We start from the raw sequence: 24,061 nt of genomic DNA, 5'->3' as shown, positions 1-24,061 counted from the left end.
GCGTTGCAAACCGGGGCGAACGGGAAAATTTATCGCGCTAATCTCAGAAAAAGAAGAGAGTTAAGCGGGCAGAAACAGGCATAAAAAAACCGGGCACAGGGCCCGGTTTCCGCGAAGATTAATGCTCGAACATCGCCGAGATGGACTCTTCGTTACTGATGCGGCGAATGGCTTCAGCCAGCATGCCTGAGAGGGTCAGTGTGCGCACGTTCGGCAGCGCCCTGATCTCTTCAGAGAGAGGGATGGTGTCACAGACAATCACCTGATCGAGCACCGATTTACGCAGGTTTTCAACCGCGTTGCCGGAGAAGATTGGGTGGGTTGCATAAGCAAACACGCGTTTGGCACCACGCTCTTTCAGCGCTTCAGCCGCTTTGCACAACGTGCCGCCGGTGTCGATCATGTCGTCGACCAGCACGCAGTCGCGGCCAGCAACGTCACCAATAATGTGCATCACCTGAGAGACGTTCGCGCGCGGGCGACGTTTATCGATGATAGCCATATCGGTGTCGTTCAGCAGTTTAGCGATAGCACGGGCACGTACTACGCCACCAATATCGGGAGAAACAACAATCGGGTTTTCCAGTCCGATCTGCATCATATCTTCCAGCAGGATCGGGCTGCCAAATACGTTATCAACCGGGACGTCGAAGAAGCCCTGGATCTGCTCGGCGTGCAGGTCAACCGTCAGAACACGGTCAACACCGACGCTGGAAAGGAAGTCAGCCACAACTTTAGCGGTGATCGGCACACGCGCAGAGCGCACGCGGCGATCCTGACGGGCATAGCCAAAGTAGGGGATGACTGCGGTAATACGACCAGCAGAAGCACGACGCAGCGCGTCGACCATCACAACCAGTTCCATCAGATTATCGTTGGTGGGGGCACAGGTGGACTGGATGATGAAAATATCACCACCGCGTACATTTTCGTTAATCTGTACGCTCACTTCACCATCGCTGAAACGTCCGACAGCGGCGTCTCCCAGACTGGTGTAAAGGCGGTTGGCAATACGTTGTGCTAGTTCCGGGGTGGCGTTACCAGCAAATAGCTTCATATCAGGCACGAGAAGAACCTCAGGCTTTGCGTCCAGAGAATGAACGACATGACCGTAACCGGCGTGCACGGTCATGGGCGTTCACACGGGTGTGTTGATGCAAAAGGTGCAGTGTCCGGAACGTGGTGACACTGTCACGCTTTTGCTAATCGCCTCGCAGGGTACGCTGTAGCGGCGACACGTTAACGCCCCGGGCTACAAATCCGCGCACCCCATTCGGGGCAAGCTCCAGCACCTGGCGGGCAGCAGACTCGGTGTCAAATTCCGCAAACACACAAGCGCCCGTGCCAGTCAGGCGTGACGGCGCGTATTCTAGCAGCCAGGAAACAAGCTCATCAACCTCGCGAAAACGTTTTCTTACCACTGCTTCACAATCGTTGGCGAAGGGGGAGGCTAAAAGTGTCGATAAACTGCGCGCTGGGGTGTCACGCGTCAGGTCGGGATCGCCGAACACCACCGGGGTGCTGATATGCACGCCAGGGTGCGCAACCAGGTACCATTTTTCAGCCGGGTCGGCAGGCTGAAGCTCTTCGCCCACGCCCTGCGCAAACGCCGCGAAGCCGTGGACAAACACCGGGACATCGGCACCGAGCGTCACACCCATCGCCGCCAGTTCTTCTGTCGAAAAGCCGGTCTGCCACAGATGATTCAGCGCCACCAGCACGGTAGCGGCATCAGACGAGCCGCCGCCGATGCCGCCCCCCATGGGCAGTCTCTTCTCGATAGCAATCTGCGCACCCGCGCTGGCAGAGAGGCGATTACTCTGCAGCGCCGCCTGTTTCAGCAGGTTCGCGGCGCGCACAATCAGGTTGTCCTCGTCTGCCACACCCGCCAGCGGCGTCAGCAGCTGAATGCGACCGCTCTGGTCAGCATGAATCTGCAACTCGTCACCATAATCGAGAAACTGAAACAGCGTCTGCAGGTTGTGGTAGCCGTCGGGACGACGGCCGGTAATGTAGAGAAAAAGATTCAGTTTTGCCGGGGCGGGCCAGTGGGTGATCATTGAACGGTCCAGCTGTCCATGCGCAGTTTAATCCGCTGGTCACCCTCTTTCAGCTCCAGGCTGGAAGGGAGTGGCGGAGTCACTTTGCTGTCGTAACCGGCGATGGAGACCTGCCAGGTCTGACCGTCGCGGCTGTAGTTCAGGCTGCGCAGCTGATAACTCTCGTTGAGCTGATAGTCGCTGGCATCGCCTGGCAGACCCATCATCCACTGACGCAGATTAGCCAGCGGGATGTCCATGCCGGTTAGCTGAGAAATCATCTTCTGTGCATCGTTGCTGACGTAACGCTTGCCCTTGTTATCGACAATCTGCACGACCGAGCCCTGCGCATCCAGCTGCAGCTCGGTGCTGCCCAGCGGATTGGTCAGCAGCAGGCGATAGCGGTCAGGCGCGGTCTGCTGCCAGTTGAAGCGGGCATACACTTTCTGTTTATCGGAGAGGTAGGCAAAGGCGCCGCGGGTCTGATAATGCGTGACCTTTGAGACCGCCTGCTGATGCTGTTGCCACTGCGGCGCGGTGACGCTGGGGCCCGGACCCTGCGGTTTGTTGACGCTACAGGCCGCCAGCAGCACGCTGGCAAGGGGCAAAAGGCGCAACAGATTGCGTGGTGAAGTAAGCATCAAGTGGTCATCTCCTCGGACACATTTATTATTGGCAACGGATAACGCTAACCGTCACGGTTTTAACCGTCAATGCTGTTATGCAGCAAATTGCGCATGATCAGGTTAATCTTATTACAGTCATAGCCTTTGTATGGCTTTTCTTGATCTGTCGCATCTTGTAGAATGCGCCTCACAAAACCCTGACATTATTGGGACATCCCAACCAAAATCACCATGACGCTGCTCGCTCTCGGAATCAACCACAAGACCGCCCCCATTGCTCTGCGCGAACGTGTTACGTTCGGGCCGGAGACGCTTGAGCAGGCCTTAAACAGCCTGTTGTCACAGCCAATGGTGCAGAGCGGTGTGGTGCTGTCCACCTGTAACCGGACTGAGCTCTACCTGAGTGTAGAGCAGCAGGCGGATTTACAGGCGCGTCTGGTGAGCTGGCTGTGCAATTATCATCAGCTGAATGAAGAGGATGTGCGTAACAGCCTCTACTGGCATCAGGATAATGAGGCGGTCAGCCACCTGATGCGGGTCGCCAGCGGACTCGATTCCCTGGTGCTGGGCGAACCCCAGATCCTCGGTCAGGTGAAAAAAGCGTTTGCCGACTCCTCACGCGGTCAGGCGCTGAGCAGCGAACTGGAGCGCATGTTCCAGAAAACCTTCTCGGTGGCGAAACGCGTGCGCACGGAAACCGACATCGGTGCCAATGCCGTCTCGGTGGCGTTCGCGGCCTGTACGCTGGCCCGTCAGATCTTTGAATCACTCTCCACCGTCAATGTCATGCTGGTCGGCGCCGGTGAGACCATCGAGCTGGTGGCCCGCCACCTGCGCGAACACCAGGTCAAAAATCTGATCATCGCCAACCGCACCCGCGAGCGCGCCGAAACGCTGGCATCGGAAGTGGGTGCCGAGGTGATTACCCTGGCGGAGATCGACGCCCGTCTGGCGGAGGCGGACATTATCATCTCCTCTACCGCCAGTCCGTTACCGATTATCGGTAAGGGGATGATGGAGCGCGCCCTGAAAGCGCGTCGTAATAAGCCGATGCTGCTGGTGGATATTGCCGTGCCGCGCGACGTCGAGCCGGAAGTGGGCGATCTGCCTAATGCCTATCTCTACAGCGTGGACGATCTGCAGGCGATTATCGAGCAGAACCTGGCGCAGCGCAAAGCGGCGGCAGTGCAGGCCGAAAGCATCGTGGTGCAGGAAAGCAGCGAATTTATGGCGTGGCTGCGCTCGCAGGGCGCGGTGAACACCATCCGGGAATATCGCTCTCAGGCGGATGAGATCCGCGCTGAGCTGGAAGGCCGTGCGCTGCAGGCGCTGCAGCAGGGCACCGATCCGCAGAAAGTTCTGCAGGAACTGGCGCACAAGCTGACCAACCGTTTAATACATGCCCCAACCAAATCACTTCAGCAGGCCGCCCGCGACGGCGATAATGAACGCCTGCAGATTTTACGCGACAGCCTGGGTCTCGATTAGGCACACTGCTGTCGCCACCTGTTTACGGGAATCCCACATTTAATGAAGACCTCTATAGTTGCCAAGCTGGAAGCCCTGCAGGAGCGCCACGAAGAAGTGGAAGCGATGCTGGGGGATGCTGGCGTGATTGCCGATCAGGAGCGTTTCCGTGCGCTGTCACGCGAATATGCTCAGCTGACCGATGTAACCCGTTGCTTCCGCGACTGGCAGCAGGTGCAGGAAGATATCGAAACCGCGCAGCAGATGCTCGATGACCCCGAAATGCGCGACATGGCGCAGGAGGAGTTACAGGCGGCGCGCGAGAAGGGCGAAACCCTGGAGCAGCAGCTGCAGGTGCTGTTGCTGCCAAAAGATCCCGATGATGAACGCGCCTGTTTCGTTGAAGTGCGCGCCGGCACCGGCGGTGATGAAGCGGCGATCTTCGCGGGCGATCTGTTCCGCATGTACAGCCGCTATGCTGAAGGCCGCCGCTGGCGTGTGGAGATCGTCAGTGCCAACGACGGTGAGCACGGCGGATACAAAGAGGTGATTGCCCGGGTGACCGGAGAGGGTGCCTATGGCCGCATGAAATTTGAATCTGGCGGACACCGCGTGCAGCGCGTACCGGAAACGGAATCGCAGGGTCGTATCCACACCTCGGCCTGTACGGTCGCCGTAATGCCGGAGATCCCGGAAGCGGAACTGCCGGAGATCAATGCCGGCGATCTGAAGATTGACACCTTCCGCTCATCGGGCGCAGGCGGTCAGCACGTCAACACCACCGACTCCGCGATTCGTATTACCCACCTGCCAACCGGCATCGTGGTGGAGTGTCAGGACGAACGTTCACAGCATAAAAACAAAGCCAAAGCGCTGGCCGTGCTGGGCGCGCGCATTCACGCCGCCGAAATGGCCCGCCGTCACGCGGCGGAAGCCAGCACCCGCCGCAACCTGCTGGGCAGTGGCGATCGTTCCGACCGCATCCGTACCTATAACTTCCCGCAGGGGCGCGTGACCGACCACCGCATCAACCTGACCATCTACCGTCTGGATGAAGTGATGGAAGGTAAAATCGACAGCCTGATCGAACCGATTGTGCAGGAGTACCAGGCGGATCAGCTGGCGGCGCTGGCTGGTCAGGATTAATGGATATTCGTCACTGGCTGAAACAGGCGACCGCCACGCTGTGTGGTGGCGACAGCCCGAAGCGTGACGCGGAGATCCTGTTAGGTTTCGTGACCGGTAAATCGCGCAGCTGGCTGATCGCCTTCGATGAGACCGTGCTCACGGAAGCACAGCGCACGCAGCTGGATAGCCTGCTGGCACGTCGTGCCCGGGGCGAACCGGTGGCGCATCTGGTGGGCGAACGGGAGTTCTGGTCGCTGCCTCTGCGCGTCAATGACGCCACGCTGATCCCGCGTCCTGATACTGAACTGCTGGTGGAGCAGGCACTGACGCGTCTGCCTGCCACCCCGGCGGCGATTCTGGATATGGGCACCGGCACCGGGGCGATTGCACTGGCGCTGGCCAGCGAGCGTCCCGACTGCCAGGTGACGGGCGTGGACCGGATTGACGCCGCCGTCGCACTGGCCCGCACGAATGCGCAGGCGCTTAACCTCACCAATACCACCTTTCTGCTCAGTCACTGGTTTCGCTCACTGCCGCCGCAGCGGTTTGCGCTCATCGTCAGTAACCCGCCCTATATCGATGCCAGCGACAGTCACCTGGCGCAGGGCGACGTGCGCTTTGAGCCGCGCAGTGCGCTGGTCGCCGACGAAGCGGGGCTGGCCGATTTGCGCACGCTGATCGAGCAGGCCCCCGCGTGGCTGCTGCCGGGAGGCTGGCTGCTGCTGGAACATGGCTGGCAGCAGGGCGAGGCGGTGGCAGCGCTGATGCAGCAAAACGGCTATCAGGCCGTCGAAACCCTTGAAGATTACGGCGGCAACCCGCGCGTGACCCTGGGACAACTTCTTACCTGAAAGCGCTTGAGAAAAGGACGCAGCATGATCGCTTTTTATCCCCTGATTAAAAATCTTCACCTGGTGACGGTCTGGATCACCGTAACGCTGTTTCTGCTGCGTTTTTACTGGCTGCGGCGCGGCTCACCCCTGCTGACGCGGCGCTGGGTCCGCATTCTGCCGCACGTCAATGACACCCTGTTACTGCTGAGCGGCGTCGCGCTGGTGATGATTACTCACTTCTATCCCTTCACACCGCAAGGAAGCTGGCTGACGGAGAAGCTTTTAGCGGTTATCATCTACATCGCCTTAGGATTTGTGGCATTGAGTCGCCGTCCACGCACTGATCGCACCCGCTGGATCGCTTTTCTGGTGGCGTTAATCGCCCTGGTGACCATCATTACGCTGGCGCTGACCAAAATGCCGTTATGGGGATAGCATGACCTCGACCGAACAATTAGATTTCAGCCAGACACCGCTGTGTGAAGCGGTGATTGGCGCAACGCAAGCCATCCGCGCCGATTTTCCGGCGATCTCGGTGGAAGCGCAGCTGGCGGCGTTAGTCGCCGAAGCCCGTGATTATGTCAGCCACACGGAAGATGCCGATCTGCAGCTCGAAAAGCTGCTGGAGCTCTTCTATCGTCAGTGGGGATTTGGCGGTGCCAGCGGTGTCTACAATCTCTCTGATGCGCTGTGGATCGACAACGTTCTGCGGACCCGTCAGGGCACCGCGGTCTCACTGGGCATCATTCTGCTGCACATCGCCGCCGAGCTGGACCTGCCGCTGATGCCGGTGATCTTCCCGACACAGCTGATTCTGCGTGCGGACTGGATTGATGGCGATAAGTGGATGATCAATCCGTTTAACGGGGAAACCCTCGACCGGCACACGCTGGAAGTGTGGCTCAAGGGCAATATCAGCCCGACCGCACGCCTGTATGATGACGATCTCGACGAAGCCAAAACCGTCACCGTGATGCGCAAGATGCTCGATACCCTGAAAGCGGCGCTGATGGAAGAGAAGAAGATGGAGCTGGCGCTGAACGTCAGTCAGGTGCTGCTGCGTATCGACCCTGACGATCCCTATGAGATCCGCGATCGCGGTCTGATTTACGCGCAGCTGGAGTGCGAACATATCGCGCTGAATGATTTAACGTACTTCGTTGAGCAGTGTCCTGAAGACCCGGTCAGCGAAATGATCAAAGTTCAGATTCATGCAATCGAACAAAAACAGGTCACGCTGCACTAAGCGGACCCACTGAAAAGGAAAGGGCATGACACAGAAAGTCGTGAGTATTGGTGATATCAAAGTAGCAAACGATCTGCCGTTTGTGCTGTTTGGCGGGATGAACGTGCTGGAGTCCCGTGACCTGGCGATGCGTATCTGCGAACACTACGTGAACGTCACCGGTAAGCTGGGTATTCCTTACGTATTCAAAGCGTCCTTTGATAAAGCGAACCGTTCCTCGATTCACTCTTACCGTGGCCCGGGCCTGGAAGAGGGAATGAAGATTTTCCAGGAGCTGAAGCAGACGTTCGGTGTGAAGATCATCACCGATGTCCATGAAGCCGCTCAGGCGCAGCCGGTTTCTGAAGTGGTCGATGTGATCCAGCTGCCCGCCTTCCTGGCGCGTCAGACGGATCTGGTGGAAGCGATGGCGAAAACCGGCGCCGTGATCAACGTCAAGAAGCCGCAGTTCGTCAGCCCTGGCCAGATGGGTAACATCGTGGATAAGTTTGCAGAAGGCGGCAACGAGCAGGTTATCCTGTGCGATCGCGGCAGCAACTTCGGCTACGACAACCTGGTTGTGGACATGCTCGGCTTTAACGTGATGAAGAAAGTGACCCGAAACAGCCCGGTCATTTTCGACGTGACCCATGCGCTGCAGACCCGCGATCCGTTTGGTGCGGCATCAGGTGGTCGTCGTGCGCAGGTGGGGGAGCTGGCGCGTGCGGGTATGGCGGTCGGCATTGCCGGTCTGTTTATCGAAGCGCATCCGGACCCGGACCACGCCCTGTGTGACGGTCCTTCCGCACTGCCGCTGGATAAGCTGGAGCCATTCCTGGTGCAGATGAAAGCGATTGACGATCTGGTGAAAAGCTTCCCGGAACTCGATACCAGCAAATAAGTCTGCGGTATAAAAAAAAGAGCGAGAAATCGCTCTTTTTTTCGCCTGACGTCCGGTGCCGTCACAGCATGATGGTCATCAGATAGCCGATAAACAGGGCCAGATGCGCCGCGCCGTTCAGGACATTGGTGCGGCCGGTGGAGAAGGAGATCTGACACAGGATCAGGGACGCCATCATAATCACCATCTGCGGCGGCTCCAGACCAAAAATCAGCTCCTGTCCGGTCAGGGTGGCGATGATGGTCACCGCCGGCACCGTCAGGGAGATGGTCGCCAGCACCGAACCGAAGAAGAGGTTCATGGCGCGCTGCACCTGATTCATCAGCACCGCCTTAATCGCGCCCAGGCCTTCCGGCGAGAGGATCAGCAGGGCCACCAGGAAACCGGTGAACTGCGCCGGAGCATTCATCTCGGTCAGCAGGCTTTCCAGCGTATTCGCGTTCATCTTGGTAACGGCAATGACCGCAATCAGATGTACGATCAGCCAGACGGTGTGCCAGATGCTGCTGTGCGCCGAGGGTTTACCGTGATGCGGGTCACCATCGTCACTCTCATCCTCATGCTCATAGACGAACAGGCTCTGGTGGGTTTTCGTCTGAATCAGCAGGAAAACGCCATACATCGCCGCTGAAATAGCCGCAATCAGCAGTGCCTGGGTGACAGAGAAATTCCCGCCGGGCAGCGCGTTGGGGAAGACCAGCACCAGAATCGCCAGCGGGAATATCGCGATCAGATACTGTTTCACGCCGGCCAGATTGACGTACTGGGTCGCAAACTTATTGCCCCCCAGCAGCAGCGCAAAGCCCACCAGCCCGCCGGTCACAATCATGACAATCGAATAGAGCGTATCGCGCATAAGCCCCGGCGCCGCATCGCCCGTGGCCATCAGCGCCGAGATCAGGCTCACTTCAAGAATCACCACGGAGAGGCTCAGGATTAGGGAACCATAGGGTTCGCCAAGCCGGTGAGCCAGCACGTCGGCGTGACGCACCACGCTGAACGCGCTGCTCAGGATAGCGACCAGCGCCAGCAGGTTAATCCCGACGACCACCGGAAAAGAGGTCTGCGCACCAAAAAAATAGAGGATACCCAGCGTGATAATGGGAAATATCAGCGAGAATTCCTTGTGACGTGTTTTTTCATGTGAAGGCATTCACCATCCTCTCTGGTTAATGATTGTCCGACGCAGCGCGAACTGCTGTTAGAAATATAATCAGTTTTGCAGCAGGGCGCAGTTTATCTTTTCACCGGCCCGACAGGGAAAAATTTACTGCTTTTTACTAAAATGCAATAAACGATTGAAGCTGCATTAACCTGAAGTTATCCCGAATAATCTAATAATAATCAGTCTGCAACATTCCCGATCAGCCAGACCATCCTGGCATTCTGTGCCTGAAAATCCGCAGTTAATTTGCCTTTGTTGCGCCTGCAGGCGGTTTTAAGACTGAAACAGGGATAAGTGACGATTTGAAATTTTGCGCAGTTGCGCCAGGCTTAACAGGAATCCGTCAACAGAGGAGCCGTTATGCCTTACGCCAGCCGAAGCGATTTACCTGACAACGTTAAACACGTTCTGCCCGCCCACGCCCAGGATATCTATCAGCAGGCGTTCAACAGCGCCTGGGATCAGTATAAAGAGGCGGAAGATCGACGCGGCGATGATTCGCGGGAAGAGGTGGCACATAAAGTGGCCTGGTCCGCCGTCAAAAAAGAGTATGAAAAGGGCGATGACGACAAGTGGCATCCGAAGCATTAACCCTGCTGCTTCTCCGCACCGCCTGAGGGCCGGCATCAGCTGGCCCTTTTTTTCGTCTGCGCTATCAGGTTTATCTGGTTTTTTTTAAGCTGCGACCCGCCTCACGCTTGAAACCCCGCGCGAAAATAGATTAATGTCAATTTCATGACCGAAACGCCGGAAGCCTCTGGCGAGCAGGTGACAGGAGCTGGTGCGCAGGACGCCGTTGATGTTGAGGAGGTCGCATTGCTTACCCGGGAATTTCTGTTAAAAGCGGATTGTAAAACGTCGTTCGGGGATATCGAAGAGACGCTGCTCTGGAGTTGCGAGCAGCGTGCGGCGTCGCTGGCCGCCACGCTGGCCTGCCGTCCCGATCACAGCCCGGTCTGGATTTTTGGCTATGGCTCGCTGATGTGGAACCCGATCTTTGAGGCGGATGAGGTCGCGTCCGGTTCGCTGGAAGGCTGGCATCGCGCGTTCTGTCTGCGACTGATTGCCGGTCGCGGCACCGCTTCCCATCCCGGCCGCATGCTGGCGCTGAAGCAGGGCGGCAGAACCAGCGGCCTGGCCTTTCGCCTGCCGGAAGCGCGCCTGCATGAAGAGCTGACGCTGCTGTGGAAGCGTGAGATGGTCACCGGCTGCTACCTGCCTACCTGGTGTGAGCTCCAGCTGGATGATGGCCGCAGCGTCACGGCGCTGACCTTTATTATGGACCCGCGTCACCCTTTGTATGAGTCGGACTCCTGTCCGGATGCGGTTGCGCCGTTAATTGCCGTGGCCAGCGGCCCGCTCGGCTCGAATGCGCAGTATCTGTTTGCCCTGGAGGAGGAGCTGACCCGCCGCGGCATGGAGGAGGAGGGGCTGAGCCGACTGGCGCATCAGGTGCGGACATTACAGCAAGCCTGCCTGAAACAGGCCTGACACACCGCTTTCCTTCTTAACAGAGAAAGGGCGCATCCTCGTGCGCCCTTTCTCTTTTCTGCTGCAAGCCCGCGAAACTCAGTTACCCGGATTGATCAGCCAGGTGCCGGGCTTATCAATGGTCAGGGACTGAGAGTGGGTCACGCTGCCATTGTGAATATCGATTTTATACTGACCCGCCGCCAGGTTCAGCGCGGCAAAGCCACTGCTGCCGGGTTTGACCTCCACCGGCTGGCCGTTGAGCACCACGCTTTCGCCGCTCTCCAGCTTGAGGTAGACGGTTGCCAGCGCGGCGGGAACGGCGGCCGCTGACGGCGCAGAGGCGGGCGCCTGCGTGACGACCGCTGAGGAGTCTGCCGCTTCCGGCGCGGCGCTGTGACGGTTCGCCAGCCAGACGGCGGCCCCGGTCGCCAGCACCGCCACCGCAGCCAGTGCCAGCAGGGCGGGCGACAGCCGGCGCGCCGTGCGCGGTGTCACCGGTTCAGCCGACGCCGCGGCGTGATTCATGGCCATCACCACCGGCGGCGCGGCCTCGACCGGCTCCTCCACCCGCGCAGCAGGCGGTTCACCGGGAACCGGGAAGCTGTTGACCACGGCTTCCACATCGCTGACCGGCAGATCAATCAGCGCCGCAAAGGCATCAATCGTCTGCGGGCGATCGCCCGGCTTCATCGCCAGCGCGCAGTCAATCGCATGGAGCAGCGGCAGCGAGTAGCCCTCTGGCTGACGTTCCACCAGCGGCTGATAGTTATCTTCAATACAGCGCACCACGCTGACTGGCGGCGGATTATGGGTAATCAGGCTGTGCAGCACCGCGCCCAGCGCGTAGATGTCGGTCCACGGGCCCTGTTCAACTTCCCCCTCTTCGCTGTACTGCTCAATCGGCGCAAAACCGGGTTTGAGCATGATTTCCGTTTCATCAGAGAGGTTGCCAATCTCTTTGCGCGCCGAGCCGAAATCGAGCAGCACCGGCAGCTGATTCTCCTGAATCTGGATATTGTCGAGCGAGATATCGCGATGCAGATAGCCCGCCTGATGGATGGTGCTGATCGCCCCCAGCAGCGGAGGCAGCAGGCGGCGTATCCAGGCTTCAGAGATCGACTCCGGGCTGGTGAGCTGCCACTCCTTCAGGGTCATGCCGCTGTAATAGAGCGTGCCCATATAGGCCGTGCCGTTCTGCTCCCAGAAGCGCAGCACGTGCAGCAGGCCCGGATGGTTAAAGCGGGCCAGCAGGCGCGCTTCCTGAATAAAGCTGTTCAGACCGGCATTAAACAGCTTCTGAAAACGCTCACCGCGCAATTCCAGGGTGAGATCCGCAGCACGGACGGCCAGCGACACCGGCATATACTCTTTAATGGCGATGGTGCGTTCAAGCTGATGATCCCAGGCGCGATAGACGATGCCGAAGCCGCCGCCGCCAATCACTTCCTTGATCTCAAACTCGTTAAAACGGTATCCGTCAGGCAGGGCATTCGGAACGGTTTTCGGATTTTCATTTGCCGACATAGTGAACTCTCTGTACACGGCCTGCTCGCCAGGCTGCGCGGTAATTAATTGATGTTACGCCAGGCACCAATGGCAGGATCAACCAGATCCGCGTGCAGGGTGTCGATGAGTAACACATTCACTTTTTGCTGTGGCATGAAATAGGGCGCCCACTGGCTGCGCAAGGTATCGACCCGCGATTTCACAGCGTCAGCACTCTGCTGCGCAGCATTCTTATCCATTTTGATTAACAGGGCCCCGTTGAAGCGCCAGACGTGATGCTGGTCATCAAAGGGCAGCACCAGCCAGCTCTCTGCGGCATCCGCCCGGGTCACGATCATGCGCTGATTATTGGCGGCAATCACTTCCAGCCGGCTGTCCGGGATCGTCAGGTTGGCGATGGGATAGCCCTGATAGAAGGTGACGGCGACCGGCGTCTTCTGATCCGGTGTAACCAGCGTCATCTCACTTTTGCCTTCTGCCCAGCCATCCGGCGAGCACTGCTGCTTGCTGACGTCCGGGATGAACAGGGTGTGAGCATGTTCATCCCAGGCGGTACGAAAATGACAGCCGCTGGGCAGATCAAAGTGTTGCAGCGGCGTGCTGTCAGCCGGCCGCGACAGGTCCAGCGGCGCGGCGTTGCTCTCACTGGCGCTGGCGGTGGCATCAGCCATCACGATAGGCCGCCAGTTCTGCAGCTTGCTGGCACTGCCGCTGGCCAGCACGCTTCCCTCTTTACTGGTCATCTGCCAGGGCAGCACATCCAGCAGGCCGCACTGGTTGGCGAGCAGGGTGCCGACGCGCGGCAAAAAGGTGGTCAGCACCGCCGAATCCTTACTCTTGCCAGAGACGATGCGCAGCGGCAGCGTCTCTTTACACCAGTCGTCAGGCGCTTTGCTGACCACATCATCGATATAAACCTCCAGCTCCAGGCTGGGGGAGTAAACCACACGATAATTTTCAGCCTGGGCGTGAAAGGCAATCAGCAGAGTGATGATGCCGGGCAACCACAGTTTCATAAGGATCCTTGGAATCAAAAACGAGGCGGCAGAAAGCGCGCCGAATCAGCCAGTGAATAGAGCAGCGTGGCCTCTTCCGGCTCACCAATCCAGACCGCCAGTGCGCTGAGATTATCTTTTTTAACGTTGCGGCTGACCGCCTGCTCCATCAGCGCCAGCCACTCTTCGCAGGCATTCACCATGCGCAGCGCCTGTTCCATTTCGCCGGTGGTCAGATTCAGCCAGAAACCGTCGGTACAGACCAGAAAGGCGTCACCATCCTCCAGCGCCATCTCCTGTGAAAAGCTCACTAAGCGAGGCGGCTCAGCACCGAGCGCATTATAAAGTAAATTACTGTTAATGCCGGTATTTTCATAGCCTGCTTCTTTCAGCTGCTGCGCCAGACTGTGGTCACGGGTCACCTCGTTGAGCACCCCCCGGCGGAAGTGGTAAACCCGGCTGTCACCCGCATGGGCCCACCATGCACGCTGTTTTTTACGGTCAATAAACAGGGCCGCCAGCGTGGTGCTCATGCGTGAAAATTTCGGATTTTTACCCTGTGCCTCATGCAGCGCCAGACGGCACTGCTCAATTGCCTGATGGGTGATTTCCGGGGTAAAGGCGTCGTACGCCTGCAACTGACTCAGCAGGGTGTCGCGCACCAGCTGAGCCGCCATCTCGCCGCCCGGCAGACCGGCGACGCCATCGCATACCACAAAACAGGCTTTATGGTCATCCAGTTCAGCGCCGGTGCGATCCTGATTCTCATCGCGGAGTCCCTGCTGGCAGCGACTGGCAAACACAATCTTCATGCTTCATCTACCCGCGTCTGAGAATCCTTATACTGGTTAACTTCCATGTCATAAGCATGAAGAAACGCTTCGCCAAACAGCGTATGGAAATCATCCTCGATTTCCCCGGCGGTGCGCTGATAGTTACGGGTAAAGTAGTCCCACAGCGCCGCTTTCTTTACGGTGGAGAAGGGCAGTTTAGAGACCACACCGTCGGCGCGCGCCTGCTCCTCCAGCCGCTGCGGATTAAAGGATTGCAGCATCGCGGCGATGATGGCGCGGATGCCGGCAATCATGCCCAGCTGGTGGGCCTGCAGATCGACCAGCGCATCGCGCACCGCCTGTTCCGGCGGCATAAAGCCCGGCATCTGGCTCTGATACATCTGCATCAGCACGGTCTTCCCGGAGGGCAGGATCTTAAACGGGTTGTTGGCCTCGTTGAGGATCATCGTCATGTCTGCCTTCACGCCGCGCTTGAGAATGGAGCGCGAGGAGAGCAGCGCGACCGTGCCCTGCGAGAAGAGGCTCAGCATCCGGCCCGTAATCCGCATCTGCTCTTCATCAATCGGCGTGGCGTGCCCGTTGCTCAGACCCATACCGTCCAGCAGCGCGGCGATGAGCCGATCCTGATCCACCGGCTGGGCTGTCAGCGTGCGGCGTGGCTCACTCGCCTGCGGGTCGATGGCCAGCCGCGCATCGCTGTGGCGTTCGTGGCGGGCGGGCGCCGCCTCGCTGACCAGCAGCCGCGCCTCAATGTCGTGATGTTCGTGAATGCCGAGCGGATTGGCGGGCTGTGCACTGTCACCGGCAAACAGCGCCAGCGGATCGCTCTGGGCGGCGTGGCAGGCAGGGTCGCGCACTTCCAGCGCATAGTCGCCGATCCGCAGCGCATCGCCATGTTTCAGCAGCACCTGCATGCCGCGTCCCAGGGTAATGCCGTTATGCTCCACTGGCGTCACGCTGCCCTGATTGGTCAGGCGACACTCGCCCTCCTGCGACAGATGAACCAGCGCCTGCAGACGCGAAATGGCGCGCGTTTCATCGGGCAGCACCAGATCATTATCCTGACTGCGGCCAATGGTGCCGCCAGGCGGCTGAAACGCGACGCTTTTGACCGGAACATCCGTAGTGCACTGCACAATGGTAAATTGCATGAGTTATCCCAGATTAAACGGCAAACGCATCCGGCCTCATTCGAACATCGGCGGATAGAGGCCATTACGTCCCGGCTGTGAACCTGCCGCCGGGTTGAACAGTAACGAAAACAGTTGCGCGGTGAGGTTGCCGCTATGCTTGTGGGTCGCATGCACAAACCCGTCACTGCGATTACTCCACCAGTAGCTCATATGCTGCTGCGGGTCGAAGCGCTCCGCCACTTCACGCCAGCTCAGCGTGCAGGGCAGGTCCTGAAAACCGATCACATCCATGATTTCAGACGGCTTGCGGGCGGGCACCAGCAGCGGGGGCAGCGCCTGAATCGCCTGCTCCAGCTGCTCGCCGTTCAGCGGCGTCTGCACCGCCCGTAACAGCGTGGCGCCCAGATCCTGAAACCAGTCACCGGAGATCCTCAGCTGCGCCGGATGCCACTGCGCCAGCGGAAAGCTGTGCAGGGCCAGCAGCGGCCAGGCGCGTCCGACGCGGTCACAGGAGGGCAGCAGGCAGCCCATCTGTATCTGTGGCCGGGTGGCCGTCACCGGCAGAACAAAGTTCCACACCGGCGCGTGGAGAAAATTCGCGCTGATCGCATACGCCTGCTGATGCCAGTGCATCAGTCCCTGCTGAAACCAGTGATTCCAGGGACTAATCTGCTGTTCGCTCAGTCGATGGTGCAGAAAGTCACCGGTCGACGGCAGCTTGCCATACCAGCCGGGGGCCGTGTAAGCAGCCATGTTTACCTCACCATTACTCGCTATGCGAGGAAAATTGCGGTGCAGCGTGCCGGGGCGTCGCCGCCAGCACCGGGCCCGACTGGCCCGCAATGTTCAGATTTTCCGCCAGTTTACGCATCATCAGGGCGTTGTCGCGGGCATAGGGCGACGACTGAATCTGCTGATCCAGCAGCTGGCTCAGGTGCCAGTCGAGCTGCTGAAGGTCGCGGGCGCTGACCGAATCGGGCAGCGAGCGCTGTAAGTTCTGCAGCAGCCAGGCCCGTAAAAATTCGCCATCATAATTACGCGGCTGATAGAGCATCTGATAAGCGCGCAGCGCATTGCGGCTGTAGGCGTTATCGTCACCCGGATCGTTGCGCAGGATATTGGTGATCTGCTGGGCCACGCGCGGCAGCAGCAGCGACTTGAGCGCATTCTGATACAGCACCCAGGCCGCATCGCTCACCTGACTCCCGCGATATAAGCCCGCCCGCATAGTAAGCGGTGGATTATCGAGAGAAAAACGCGGCGAGAGCGGCAGCTTCACCAGGTTATTCAGAAAGGGTAGCAGATCAAAAATATTATCTGCAGGCTGATGAATGACCTGCTGACTCTGCGACCGGATGGCCGGCACCCGTGCCGCCACCTCCTGCAGATAGTGCTGATTCTGATAGTAGCTGAGGCACCACAGGCTGGAGGCGATCAACAGCGCGCCCGCCAGCACACCGTAGCCAATCCAGTGGAACAGCTGATTGCGGTACTCCCAGCGGCGATTGCTGCCCGCCAGGCCGCTCTCTTTAAAAATCAGATCGCTCAGCAGATCGCGGATAAAGAAGCTCTGGCCTTTGTTGCCGGGGATGGGGCGGCTGCGGTTAACGCTGTCCCACGCCGCGATGGAGTGATCGCCCGCCTGGCGCAACTGCAGCTTACGGCTCAGTTCACCCATCACCCGATCAAAGGGCAGCCCCTCCTGGGTGCCGCTGGTGAAGAAGAGGCCACGCGGACTCCAGGCCACCGCATCCTGATGGTCAGAAAAGACGATATCCAGATATTCGTTCAGCAGCGGACGCAGTGAAGCGAACTCCTGCGGGAAGAGGAAACACTCCGCACGCTGGTTCAGGTCGCGCTCCTGGGTCATCTGATCCGCCAGCTGCTGCTGAAGCTGCTGCTCCAGCCGCTGAAACTGCTGACCAAAGTGGTGATGCCAGTCACTCTTTGGCGATTTGCCCGGTTCACGGTTAAACGTGAAGCCCCAGATGGCGTCACGCCGCGCCTTATCCATCGAGCCAAAATAGCTCATAAAGCCTTTCAGCAGGTCGGTTTTGGTCACCATTACATAGACCGGGAAATGAATGCCGGTCTGCTGATGCAGTTCCGCCATGCGCTCACGCAGGGCACTTGCCTGAGCGAAACGCGCCTCGGCTGAGTCACTCAGCAGGTCGGCGACGCTGATGGTCATGATGACGCCGTTAATCGGCTGGCGGGTGCGGTAGCGTTTGAGCAGATTGATAAAACTGTGCCACTCCGCGGCGTCGCGCACGCGCTGGCTCTCCTGCAGCGCATAGCGACCGGCGGTATCAATCAGCACGGCGCTGTCGGTAAACCACCAGTCACAGTTGCGGGTGCCGCCGACGCCGCGAATGGCATTTTTTCCCAACGTATCGGTCAGCGGAAAGTCCAGCCCCGCATTCAGCAGCGCGGTGGTCTTACCGGCACCGGGGGCACCCATCACCAGATACCAGGGTAGCTGATAGAGGTAGCTGGCGTTGACGCGCGCCAGCCAGCCGCCACTGTGGCGGCGGCCAAACTGCGTGCGTTTCAGCTGCATCACGGCTTCACTGAAGCGCTGATTGAGCCGCTCTTCGGTCATCTGACGCTCGGCCGGATCTTCATTGTCGGCCAGCTGGAGCTGGGTCAGCAGGCGGCTGTTAAACCAGGCGCGATAGAGTGACGGGATCAGCTGGAACAGGATCCAGAGAAAAAAGAGTGCGCCGACGGTGAGCTGGCGCGGCAGCGCCGGTTCCAGAGGACGTGACTCATCCCATGTCCAGAACGGCCCCAGCATCCAGACCAGGCAGCTCAGCGCCGTGACGCCGATAAAACTCCACAGCAGGCGGTGGGTTAACAACAGACGAAGTGAGGCGCGCATTATCGGGCTCCCTGGTGATTACTGAGCGTTTCAGGCGCGGCAAAAAGGGTAATTTCTACGCGGCGGTTGCGGGTCCGGTTTTCGCTGCTGTCGTTGGGCAGCAGCGGGTCGCTGTCGCCGCGGCCTTCAGAACGAACCGTATGGCCGTCAGCCAGCTGCACCTGCAGAAGCTGAGTGATGGCACGGGCGCGGGCAAAGGAGAACTCGTAGCTGGAGGCAAAGCGGCTGTTATCCACCGGATGATCGTCGGTAAACACCGACACCAGAATGGTGCCTTTGACATCATTCATCGCGGTTGAAACACGAGCCAGCAGCGCCCGGCCTACCGGATTGATGACCGTGCCCTGCTGGGCAAACAGTTTATCCGCCGGGATAATCACTTTACTGCCAAACGCGCCGTCGCTCACTTCGAGCTGACCGGCCGCGATGACATCGTTCAGGCGCTGACGCAGATCGAGCAGCGCCTGCGGCGAAGAGGGGCGACGTCCGGCGGTGATCTGCGGCAGCGGCGTCTGATAAATGGTGCGCAGCAGCGGCTCTGCCGCATTGCCGAGTCGCCAGTTCAGGCCACTGTAGATCAGGCAGCCGACCAGCGCGACCAGCATGGCGCATGCCCAGAGCGGCACCATCGGGCGGGCGAGGGTGCTCACCAGCGGATGCACCTCCACCAGCGGCGGTTGGGGGGATTCGCGCTGCGCGCGGGTTTCATCTATCAGGGTTTTCAGGCGTTTACGGATGCCGTCGCACTGGGTTCGGCCATTTTCGCTGCCGCGATAGCGCCCCTCATAGCCCAGCAGCAGGCAGTAGTGAACCACCTCCAGCAGCCAGAGGTGCTGTTGCGGGCTCTGCGAAATGCGTGACAGCAGCTGAAAAAATTTCTCGCCGCCCCAGCTTTCATTATGAAAGGTGACCAGCATGCCGTTGCCCGACCAGACGCCGCGGGTGCCCCAGGGGGTCTGGGCTGCCGCTTCATCCAGCGCGCTGCAGATGCAGTAACGCGCGCCGATAATCATCTCAAACGGCAGTCCGGCCTGTTTGCAGCGCTGTTCGAACTGGCGGATTTCATCGATCAGAGACTGACGCAGCCCGGCAGGGTCGTCATGGGTGGCTGCCTGACGAATCTGCACCACCGCGTTCAGCAGGGGGGCTGCAGCCTGAAGTAACAGATTCTCATTGCCTGAGGGGGACGCCTCACGCGCAGGGGATTCCACAGTCATTACAGTGTGATCTTCCAGCTAATGGCAAATGCCTGTGCCCGCAGCACGGGACGGTGCTGCGGGCAATATGCGCCGGATTTCATAGTCAGTCTAAGATCCAGGTCGCGGTATCGTTAGTGCGGCAGGCTTTGCTGGCGCCGCCGACGGCCACACAGACCTGTTTCGCTTTGCGGGGACGGGGGCGATCGCTCTGCACGGTGGCGTCGTAACGACTGCTCTCCACGCCCGCTTTCAGTGGGACGTAACCGATTAACGGGCCATCAGCCTGATCAGCAATCGCCAGCCAGCTGTGTTCTACATTGCCTAATACTTCAAACGGTTTACCCGTTTCGAGATAGCGAACCACCTTGCCGCCGTAGTCGGGTGAGGTCATCACGGAGGCGCCATAAAGCGCACGCCAGGTCTGATTGACCGGCTCAAAGGCAGTGGGTGCCGCGACAGCGTGTCGATGGACCAGTTTGACGCCGTTAATTTCGCTGGTGACCAGCGTATCGTCAGTGACGGGCGGCGGCGGGGCCTTACAGCCTGCCAGGGTAAGTACCGCCAGCAGCGTTAACGCAAGACTCTTTTTCACCATGTTCCTCGTGATCTCATCAAAGTATCTGCATATTGCCAGGCCCGATGCAGAAAACGCTGATTCAGGCGCCGCATCGTGCTGAAAGTCTGTTTGTTAAAAAACGGTCAGATTACATCGGGATAGTAACGCGTTTAGTCTACCTAAGACTTTTGAGATTTCAAACCATTGCGCCTGCTGCCGATGCGTGATAGCGGGCGGTTCCGGGGCGTGATACGCCCTGAAAAAAGCCGCGAATAAAGTGATAGTTAAAGCGAACTGAATGATCGCACAGACAAACTGATTGATAACGTGGCTTCCCATTCTGACACGCAATGGGTTCGATGGGAAACTATTAAGTATCACTAACCTTTTGTTGCCGGAAAATTTTCCTGGCGCAGGAAAAGAATCTTTTCAAAATCAGAATTTCCGGGGCGGTTTATGCCGCTTTTTTTCGGAAAGCGGCACGCCTTTTGCTTCAGAATGATTTTACGGCGCGGAGAGATGAAAAATGGCTGACGCCCTGGCCTGGCTGCAGGCTTCACGTGAGAGCGATATCGCCAGCCTGCAGCGGCTGCTTCAGACCGGCGAGCTGATGGCCGCCGTCAGCGAACTGGTTCATCGGCTGCAGCGGGAACGCGGCGCCACTAACCTCTGGCTCTGCTCGGACGGTGCGCTGTTCAGCGCAGAGCGTGGCGCCCGTCAGCAGGCGGTGAGTGAGGCGCTGCAGCACTTTTATCAGGCCCTTCCGCCCGCTGTGGCCCAGCCTGGCTTCAGCCGCTTCTGCAACCTGATTGCCACCGCTCTGCAGGCGCTGGAGGGGTTACCCGCGCTGCGTCAGCAAATCAGCCTGCGTGAACGCGAGCAGGCCGCCGCGATGGCTGCCTTTAATCAGGTGATCCGCACCTTACTGAACCTGGTGTTTGAGGCGGCCGACACCGCCAGCCATCCCGACATCTCCCGCGCGCTGATCGCCCTGTTCAGTTTTATGCAGGGCAAAGAGCTGGCCGGGCAGGAGCGGGCTATCGGCTCCGCCGGTTTTGCGGCGCGACAGTTCACCGACGGGCAGCGCAGCCAGATGGTGGCGCTGATTGCGGCGCAGGAGCAGAGTTTTACCACCTTCCGGCAGTTTGCCGACAGCACCGCCTGTGAACGCTGGCAGCCGCTGGCCCAGGCCAGCCGGGACATTGAACGTCTGCGGCGTATCGCCTGCACCGGTGGCCCCTGTGAGGAGAACGGTGCACTGCACTGGTTTTCTCTGCTCTCAGAGCGGCTGGATCAGATGAAAACGCTGGAGGATGCCCTGACGGCCACGCTGATGCAGCGCTGTCGCGCGGCCATCGATCAGGCGCAGCAGCAGGCGACAGGGCAGGTTGTCCAGGGGGAGAGCACGTTTGCGCTCTATGTTTCCGGCGCTGACTGGCTGCCCGGCGCGGCGGCGCTCGACAGTGACGGACTGGCACCCCAGCTCGGGCGCTCGGTGCTGTCGCTGATTAGCGAGCAGTCGCAGCGTCTGCAGCAGCAGGCGGATGAGCTGGCATCGATGCGTGCCTCCCTCGACGAGCGGCGGGTGGTCGATCAGGCCAAACACTGGCTGATGCAGCAGCAGGGATTCAGCGAAGAGGCCGCGTGGCAGGCGCTGCGCAAAAGTGCCATGAATCAGAACAGGCGGATCGTGGAGATCGCGCAGGCGGTGCTGGCGGTCGCCGCGACGCTGCGCAGCTAACCCGGAAGAGGTAGCTGCACAACCGCCGTGCGCAACCTGCGTCACAAACGTGCAAAAACGGTCAGATTTTCAGCAGAGGGAGGCCGGTGAACCGCCATTGACGGCGTTGAAAAAACTGGCACACCCTTTGCTTTAACCTTACAGAGAGTATGCATTGCGCCCGCCAATGGCGGTGGGATCAGTGCTTTGGATAAAGGCGTCCATCCGCAGGCTTCGGTCTGTCGGAGGACGCCTTTTTTTATTTCTGTTCAGGGGCAACATGATGAGTAAACCGTCATTTTCACTGACACGACGTCAGGCACTGCTTTCCGGCGCGGCGCTGGGCGCAGCCTGGATCATTCCGGGATTACGCAATGCGGTCTGGGCGGCCGGGTCGGACGCGCCGGAAAAAGCGCAGGTGCGGGTCGGGTTTATTCCGCTGACCGACTGTGCGCCGGTGGTGATGGCGTCGGTGAAAGGCTTCGACAAAAAGTATGGCCTGACGCTGCAGGTCAGCAAAGAGGCGAGCTGGGCGGCGGTGCGCGACAAGCTGACCTCCGGTGAACTGGATGCGGCGCACGTGCTTTACGGCATGATCTACGCGCTGCAGCTCGGCGTGGCGGGGCCACAGCACGACATGGCCAACCTGATGACGCTCAACCATAACGGCCAGGCCATTACCCTGTCGAACCAGCTGAAGGGCCAGGGCGTGACCGATCTGGCGAGCCTGAAAAAGGCGGTCGACAGCCGTCCCAAAGGCAGTCTGACCTTCGCCCACACCTTTCCCACCAGCACCCATGCGATGTGGCTCTACTACTGGCTGGCCAGTGCCGGAATTAATCCGTTTGAGGATATCCGCACCGTGGTTGTGCCGCCGCCGCAGATGGTGATGAACATGAAGATCGGCAACATGAGCGGCTTCTGCGTCGGTGAGCCGTGGAACCAGCGTGCCATCAGCGACAGCATCGGCTTTACCGCCGCCACCAGCCAGCAGATCTGGCCGGAGCATCCGGAGAAAGTGCTCGGCACCCGCGCGCAGTGGGTGAAAGAGAACCCCAACACCGCCCGTGCGCTGACCGCCGCCGTGCTGGACTCCGCGCGCTGGATCGACGCCTCAGACGATAACCGCCGCGAAACCGCGCAGGTGCTGGCCGGACGCGCCTGGATCAACACCCGCGTCGACACGCTGCAGGGGCGGATGCTGGGCCAGTATGAGAACGGTCTGGGCCAGACGTGGCAGGACGCCCATCCGATGCGCTTTTTCGACAACGGCAACGTCAGTTTTCCATGGATCTCCGACGGCATGTGGTTCCTGACCCAGATGAAACGCTGGGGCCTGCTCACCCACGATCCTGATTACCTCGCGGTGGCCCGCCAGATCAACCGCCTCGATATCTACAAAGAGGCGGCCAGCGCGGTGGGGCAGGTTGCCGTGCCCGCCAGTGAGATGCGCAGCAGCACCCTGATCGACGGCAAAGTCTGGGATGGCAGTGACCCTGCCGCCTACGCCGCCAGTTTCGCTATCAAACGTTAAGAGAGGTCGTTATGAAAACTGACGCGCGCGCCGTGGCGCAGCCGGTGAACCCCCCGAGCCGTGCCACCGTGATCCCGTTACAGGTCACCCCAAAAATCGCGCCCCGTCCGGCGCGTCTGCGGCCTCTGCTGCAGCGCACCATTCCGGCCGCGGGCGGCCTGCTGCTGCTCCTGCTGGTGTGGCAGCTCGCCGCGCTGGCGGAACCGGCGTTTCCGTCGCCTTACGTGACCTGGCAGGCCGCGCAGACCCTGTTCGCCGATCCGTTCTACAGCAACGGCCCCAACGACCAGGGCATCGGCTGGAACGTGCTGGCCTCGCTGCAGCGCGTCGCCATCGGCTTTGGCCTCGCCGCGCTGGTGGGCATCCCGGCTGGCTTTCTGCTCGGGCGGTTCACCTTTCTCGCCCGGATGGGCAATCCGGTTATCGCCCTGCTGCGCCCGGTGAGTCCACTGGCCTGGCTGCCGATTGGCCTGCTGCTGTTTCAGCGCGCCGAGCCGGCGGCCAGCTGGACCATTTTCATCTGTTCCATCTGGCCGATGATCATCAACACCGCCGAAGGCGTGCAGCGTATTCCGCAGGATTATCTCAACGTGGCGCGGGTGTTACAGCTCTCTGAATGGACGGTGATGCGCCGTATTCTGCTGCCCGCCGTGCTGCCCGCTGTCCTTACCGGGGTGCGCCTCTCTATCGGCATCGCCTGGCTGGTGATCGTCGCCGCCGAAATGCTGACCGGCGGACTGGGCATCGGCTTCTGGATCTGGAACGAGTGGAACAACCTCAACGTGGCCAACATCCTGATCGCCATTCTGATTATCGGCGTGGTCGGCCTGCTGCTGGAGCAGGGGCTGATGCTGCTGGTGCGTCGCTTCAGCTGGGAAAAATAAGG

The 24,061-nt window shown here is 59.7% G+C and carries 23 protein-coding genes; 11 read left to right on the top strand and 12 right to left on the bottom strand.

The features are described 5' to 3' along the window. Window positions 1-118: 118 nt before the first annotated feature. The 3 genes from prs to lolB all read right to left on the bottom strand — a co-directional run bounded on the left by prs (window position 119) and on the right by lolB (window position 2,680). The gene (prs, locus tag S7A_RS11175) at window positions 119-1,066 is read right to left on the bottom strand and encodes a ribose-phosphate diphosphokinase (RefSeq protein ID WP_009090638.1); all 948 of its coding nucleotides are present in this window, start codon (window positions 1,064-1,066) and stop codon (window positions 119-121) included. 136 nt (window positions 1,067-1,202) lie between these two features. After that, complete coding sequence (gene ispE, locus S7A_RS11170) at window positions 1,203-2,060, bottom strand: 4-(cytidine 5'-diphospho)-2-C-methyl-D-erythritol kinase (protein WP_009090636.1); 858 nt, start codon at window positions 2,058-2,060, stop codon at window positions 1,203-1,205. Further along, complete coding sequence (gene lolB / locus S7A_RS11165; RefSeq protein WP_009090634.1) at window positions 2,057-2,680, bottom strand: lipoprotein insertase outer membrane protein LolB; 624 nt, start codon at window positions 2,678-2,680, stop codon at window positions 2,057-2,059. The genes ispE and lolB overlap by 4 nt, the downstream gene beginning before the upstream one ends. Window positions 2,681-2,896: 216 nt before the next feature. Between lolB and hemA the strand changes: the two genes are divergently transcribed. The 6 genes from hemA to kdsA are packed head-to-tail and all read left to right on the top strand — an operon-like array spanning window position 2,897 to window position 8,219. Further along, the gene (hemA, locus tag S7A_RS11160; RefSeq protein ID WP_009090632.1) at window positions 2,897-4,153 is read left to right on the top strand and encodes a glutamyl-tRNA reductase; all 1,257 of its coding nucleotides are present in this window, start codon (window positions 2,897-2,899) and stop codon (window positions 4,151-4,153) included. Between the two features lie 42 nt (window positions 4,154-4,195). Beyond that, window positions 4,196-5,278 carry a peptide chain release factor 1 gene (prfA, locus tag S7A_RS11155; RefSeq protein WP_009090629.1) on the top strand — a complete coding sequence of 361 codons (1,083 nt, stop codon included), beginning with the start codon at window positions 4,196-4,198 and terminating at the stop codon, window positions 5,276-5,278. Further along, window positions 5,278-6,111 (top strand): peptide chain release factor N(5)-glutamine methyltransferase, encoded by an 834-nt coding sequence (gene prmC / locus S7A_RS11150; RefSeq protein WP_009090626.1) that lies wholly within the window; start codon window positions 5,278-5,280, stop codon window positions 6,109-6,111. Before prfA ends, prmC begins: the two co-directional genes overlap by 1 nt. Window positions 6,112-6,135: 24 nt before the next feature. Beyond that, entirely contained in the window at window positions 6,136-6,528 is a 393-nt protein-coding gene (locus S7A_RS11145) for a SirB2 family protein (protein WP_009090625.1), read from the top strand. A 1-nt stretch (window position 6,529) separates the two neighbouring features. Beyond that, window positions 6,530-7,339: an invasion regulator SirB1 gene (sirB1, locus tag S7A_RS11140; protein ID WP_009090623.1), complete on the top strand. Its 810-nt coding sequence runs from the start codon at window positions 6,530-6,532 to the stop codon at window positions 7,337-7,339. Window positions 7,340-7,364: 25 nt separating this feature from the next. After that, on the top strand, window positions 7,365-8,219 hold the full coding sequence (gene kdsA / locus S7A_RS11135; RefSeq protein ID WP_009090621.1) for a 3-deoxy-8-phosphooctulonate synthase: 855 nt from the start codon (window positions 7,365-7,367) through the stop codon (window positions 8,217-8,219). A 61-nt stretch (window positions 8,220-8,280) separates the two neighbouring features. Here the strand turns inward: kdsA and chaA are convergent, their stop codons facing one another. After that, window positions 8,281-9,372, bottom strand: coding sequence for a sodium-potassium/proton antiporter ChaA (gene chaA / locus S7A_RS11130; RefSeq protein ID WP_009090620.1), 1,092 nt, complete (start codon window positions 9,370-9,372; stop codon window positions 8,281-8,283). Between the two features lie 372 nt (window positions 9,373-9,744). Here chaA and chaB point away from each other — a divergent pair, with 372 nt between their 5' ends. After that, window positions 9,745-9,975 (top strand): putative cation transport regulator ChaB, encoded by a 231-nt coding sequence (gene chaB / locus S7A_RS11125; protein WP_009090618.1) that lies wholly within the window; start codon window positions 9,745-9,747, stop codon window positions 9,973-9,975. Window positions 9,976-10,200: 225 nt separating this feature from the next. Further along, window positions 10,201-10,875, top strand: a complete 675-nt coding sequence (locus S7A_RS11120) for a gamma-glutamylcyclotransferase (protein WP_162836536.1) — start codon at window positions 10,201-10,203, stop codon at window positions 10,873-10,875. A 78-nt stretch (window positions 10,876-10,953) separates the two neighbouring features. Here S7A_RS11120 and S7A_RS11115 read toward each other — a convergent pair whose 3' ends face one another. The 8 genes from S7A_RS11115 to S7A_RS11080 form a co-directional block, all read right to left on the bottom strand. After that, complete coding sequence (locus S7A_RS11115) at window positions 10,954-12,381, bottom strand: serine/threonine-protein kinase (protein WP_009090615.1); 1,428 nt, start codon at window positions 12,379-12,381, stop codon at window positions 10,954-10,956. A 44-nt stretch (window positions 12,382-12,425) separates the two neighbouring features. Continuing rightward, window positions 12,426-13,379 carry a hypothetical protein gene (locus S7A_RS11110; protein ID WP_009090613.1) on the bottom strand — a complete coding sequence of 318 codons (954 nt, stop codon included), beginning with the start codon at window positions 13,377-13,379 and terminating at the stop codon, window positions 12,426-12,428. 14 nt (window positions 13,380-13,393) lie between these two features. Next, the gene (locus S7A_RS11105) at window positions 13,394-14,170 is read right to left on the bottom strand and encodes a PP2C family serine/threonine-protein phosphatase (RefSeq protein ID WP_009090611.1); all 777 of its coding nucleotides are present in this window, start codon (window positions 14,168-14,170) and stop codon (window positions 13,394-13,396) included. Then, window positions 14,167-15,303, bottom strand: coding sequence for a type VI secretion system-associated FHA domain protein TagH (gene tagH / locus S7A_RS11100; RefSeq protein ID WP_009090609.1), 1,137 nt, complete (start codon window positions 15,301-15,303; stop codon window positions 14,167-14,169). Before tagH ends, S7A_RS11105 begins: the two co-directional genes overlap by 4 nt. A 36-nt stretch (window positions 15,304-15,339) precedes the next feature. Further along, window positions 15,340-16,038 carry a type VI secretion system-associated protein TagF gene (gene tagF, locus S7A_RS11095; RefSeq protein ID WP_009090607.1) on the bottom strand — a complete coding sequence of 233 codons (699 nt, stop codon included), beginning with the start codon at window positions 16,036-16,038 and terminating at the stop codon, window positions 15,340-15,342. A 13-nt stretch (window positions 16,039-16,051) separates the two neighbouring features. Next, the gene (tssM, locus tag S7A_RS11090) at window positions 16,052-18,166 is read right to left on the bottom strand and encodes a type VI secretion system membrane subunit TssM (protein ID WP_009090605.1); all 2,115 of its coding nucleotides are present in this window, start codon (window positions 18,164-18,166) and stop codon (window positions 16,052-16,054) included. Then, window positions 18,166-19,383, bottom strand: a complete 1,218-nt coding sequence (gene icmH / locus S7A_RS11085; RefSeq protein WP_009090602.1) for a type IVB secretion system protein IcmH/DotU — start codon at window positions 19,381-19,383, stop codon at window positions 18,166-18,168. The genes tssM and icmH overlap by 1 nt, the downstream gene beginning before the upstream one ends. A gap of 85 nt (window positions 19,384-19,468) precedes the next feature. Continuing rightward, complete coding sequence (locus S7A_RS11080) at window positions 19,469-19,960, bottom strand: hypothetical protein (RefSeq protein ID WP_009090601.1); 492 nt, start codon at window positions 19,958-19,960, stop codon at window positions 19,469-19,471. Window positions 19,961-20,447: 487 nt separating this feature from the next. Between S7A_RS11080 and S7A_RS11075 the strand changes: the two genes are divergently transcribed. From S7A_RS11075 to ntrB, 3 genes are all read left to right on the top strand, one after another. Beyond that, a complete protein-coding gene (locus S7A_RS11075) occupies window positions 20,448-21,662 on the top strand; it encodes a nitrate regulatory protein (RefSeq protein ID WP_009090599.1) in 1,215 nt (404 codons plus the stop codon). A gap of 262 nt (window positions 21,663-21,924) precedes the next feature. Continuing rightward, window positions 21,925-23,175 (top strand): CmpA/NrtA family ABC transporter substrate-binding protein, encoded by a 1,251-nt coding sequence (locus tag S7A_RS11070; protein WP_009090598.1) that lies wholly within the window; start codon window positions 21,925-21,927, stop codon window positions 23,173-23,175. Window positions 23,176-23,186: 11 nt separating this feature from the next. Next, window positions 23,187-24,059 carry a nitrate ABC transporter permease gene (ntrB, locus tag S7A_RS11065; protein ID WP_009090596.1) on the top strand — a complete coding sequence of 291 codons (873 nt, stop codon included), beginning with the start codon at window positions 23,187-23,189 and terminating at the stop codon, window positions 24,057-24,059. Window positions 24,060-24,061 lie beyond the last annotated feature (2 nt).

It is taken from the genome of Pantoea sp. Sc1, assembly GCF_000255315.1.
In the GTDB taxonomy this organism is placed as follows: domain Bacteria; phylum Pseudomonadota; class Gammaproteobacteria; order Enterobacterales; family Enterobacteriaceae; genus Pantoea; species Pantoea anthophila.
This window is presented reverse-complemented; position numbering and strand designations above follow the sequence as displayed.

What these genes read in the sequence shown, in the direction of transcription:
- lolB (WP_009090634.1), bottom strand. Translation starts at nt 2,680, where the DNA reads ATGCTTACTTCACCACGCAATCTGTTGCGCCTTTTGCCCCTTGCCAGC.
- S7A_RS11145 (WP_009090625.1), top strand. Translation starts at nt 6,136, where the DNA reads ATGATCGCTTTTTATCCCCTGATTAAAAATCTTCACCTGGTGACGGTC.
- tagF (WP_009090607.1), bottom strand. Translation starts at nt 16,038, where the DNA reads ATGGCTGCTTACACGGCCCCCGGCTGGTATGGCAAGCTGCCGTCGACC.
- icmH (WP_009090602.1), bottom strand. Translation starts at nt 19,383, where the DNA reads ATGACTGTGGAATCCCCTGCGCGTGAGGCGTCCCCCTCAGGCAATGAG.
- kdsA (WP_009090621.1), top strand. Translation starts at nt 7,365, where the DNA reads ATGACACAGAAAGTCGTGAGTATTGGTGATATCAAAGTAGCAAACGAT.
- tssM (WP_009090605.1), bottom strand. Translation starts at nt 18,166, where the DNA reads ATGCGCGCCTCACTTCGTCTGTTGTTAACCCACCGCCTGCTGTGGAGT.
- chaA (WP_009090620.1), bottom strand. Translation starts at nt 9,372, where the DNA reads ATGCCTTCACATGAAAAAACACGTCACAAGGAATTCTCGCTGATATTT.
- S7A_RS11070 (WP_009090598.1), top strand. Translation starts at nt 21,925, where the DNA reads ATGAGTAAACCGTCATTTTCACTGACACGACGTCAGGCACTGCTTTCC.
- prfA (WP_009090629.1), top strand. Translation starts at nt 4,196, where the DNA reads ATGAAGACCTCTATAGTTGCCAAGCTGGAAGCCCTGCAGGAGCGCCAC.
- S7A_RS11115 (WP_009090615.1), bottom strand. Translation starts at nt 12,381, where the DNA reads ATGTCGGCAAATGAAAATCCGAAAACCGTTCCGAATGCCCTGCCTGAC.
- S7A_RS11075 (WP_009090599.1), top strand. Translation starts at nt 20,448, where the DNA reads ATGGCTGACGCCCTGGCCTGGCTGCAGGCTTCACGTGAGAGCGATATC.
- chaB (WP_009090618.1), top strand. Translation starts at nt 9,745, where the DNA reads ATGCCTTACGCCAGCCGAAGCGATTTACCTGACAACGTTAAACACGTT.
- tagH (WP_009090609.1), bottom strand. Translation starts at nt 15,303, where the DNA reads ATGCAATTTACCATTGTGCAGTGCACTACGGATGTTCCGGTCAAAAGC.
- ntrB (WP_009090596.1), top strand. Translation starts at nt 23,187, where the DNA reads ATGAAAACTGACGCGCGCGCCGTGGCGCAGCCGGTGAACCCCCCGAGC.
- ispE (WP_009090636.1), bottom strand. Translation starts at nt 2,060, where the DNA reads ATGATCACCCACTGGCCCGCCCCGGCAAAACTGAATCTTTTTCTCTAC.
- S7A_RS11110 (WP_009090613.1), bottom strand. Translation starts at nt 13,379, where the DNA reads ATGAAACTGTGGTTGCCCGGCATCATCACTCTGCTGATTGCCTTTCAC.
- S7A_RS11080 (WP_009090601.1), bottom strand. Translation starts at nt 19,960, where the DNA reads ATGGTGAAAAAGAGTCTTGCGTTAACGCTGCTGGCGGTACTTACCCTG.
- hemA (WP_009090632.1), top strand. Translation starts at nt 2,897, where the DNA reads ATGACGCTGCTCGCTCTCGGAATCAACCACAAGACCGCCCCCATTGCT.
- sirB1 (WP_009090623.1), top strand. Translation starts at nt 6,530, where the DNA reads ATGACCTCGACCGAACAATTAGATTTCAGCCAGACACCGCTGTGTGAA.
- S7A_RS11105 (WP_009090611.1), bottom strand. Translation starts at nt 14,170, where the DNA reads ATGAAGATTGTGTTTGCCAGTCGCTGCCAGCAGGGACTCCGCGATGAG.
- prmC (WP_009090626.1), top strand. Translation starts at nt 5,278, where the DNA reads ATGGATATTCGTCACTGGCTGAAACAGGCGACCGCCACGCTGTGTGGT.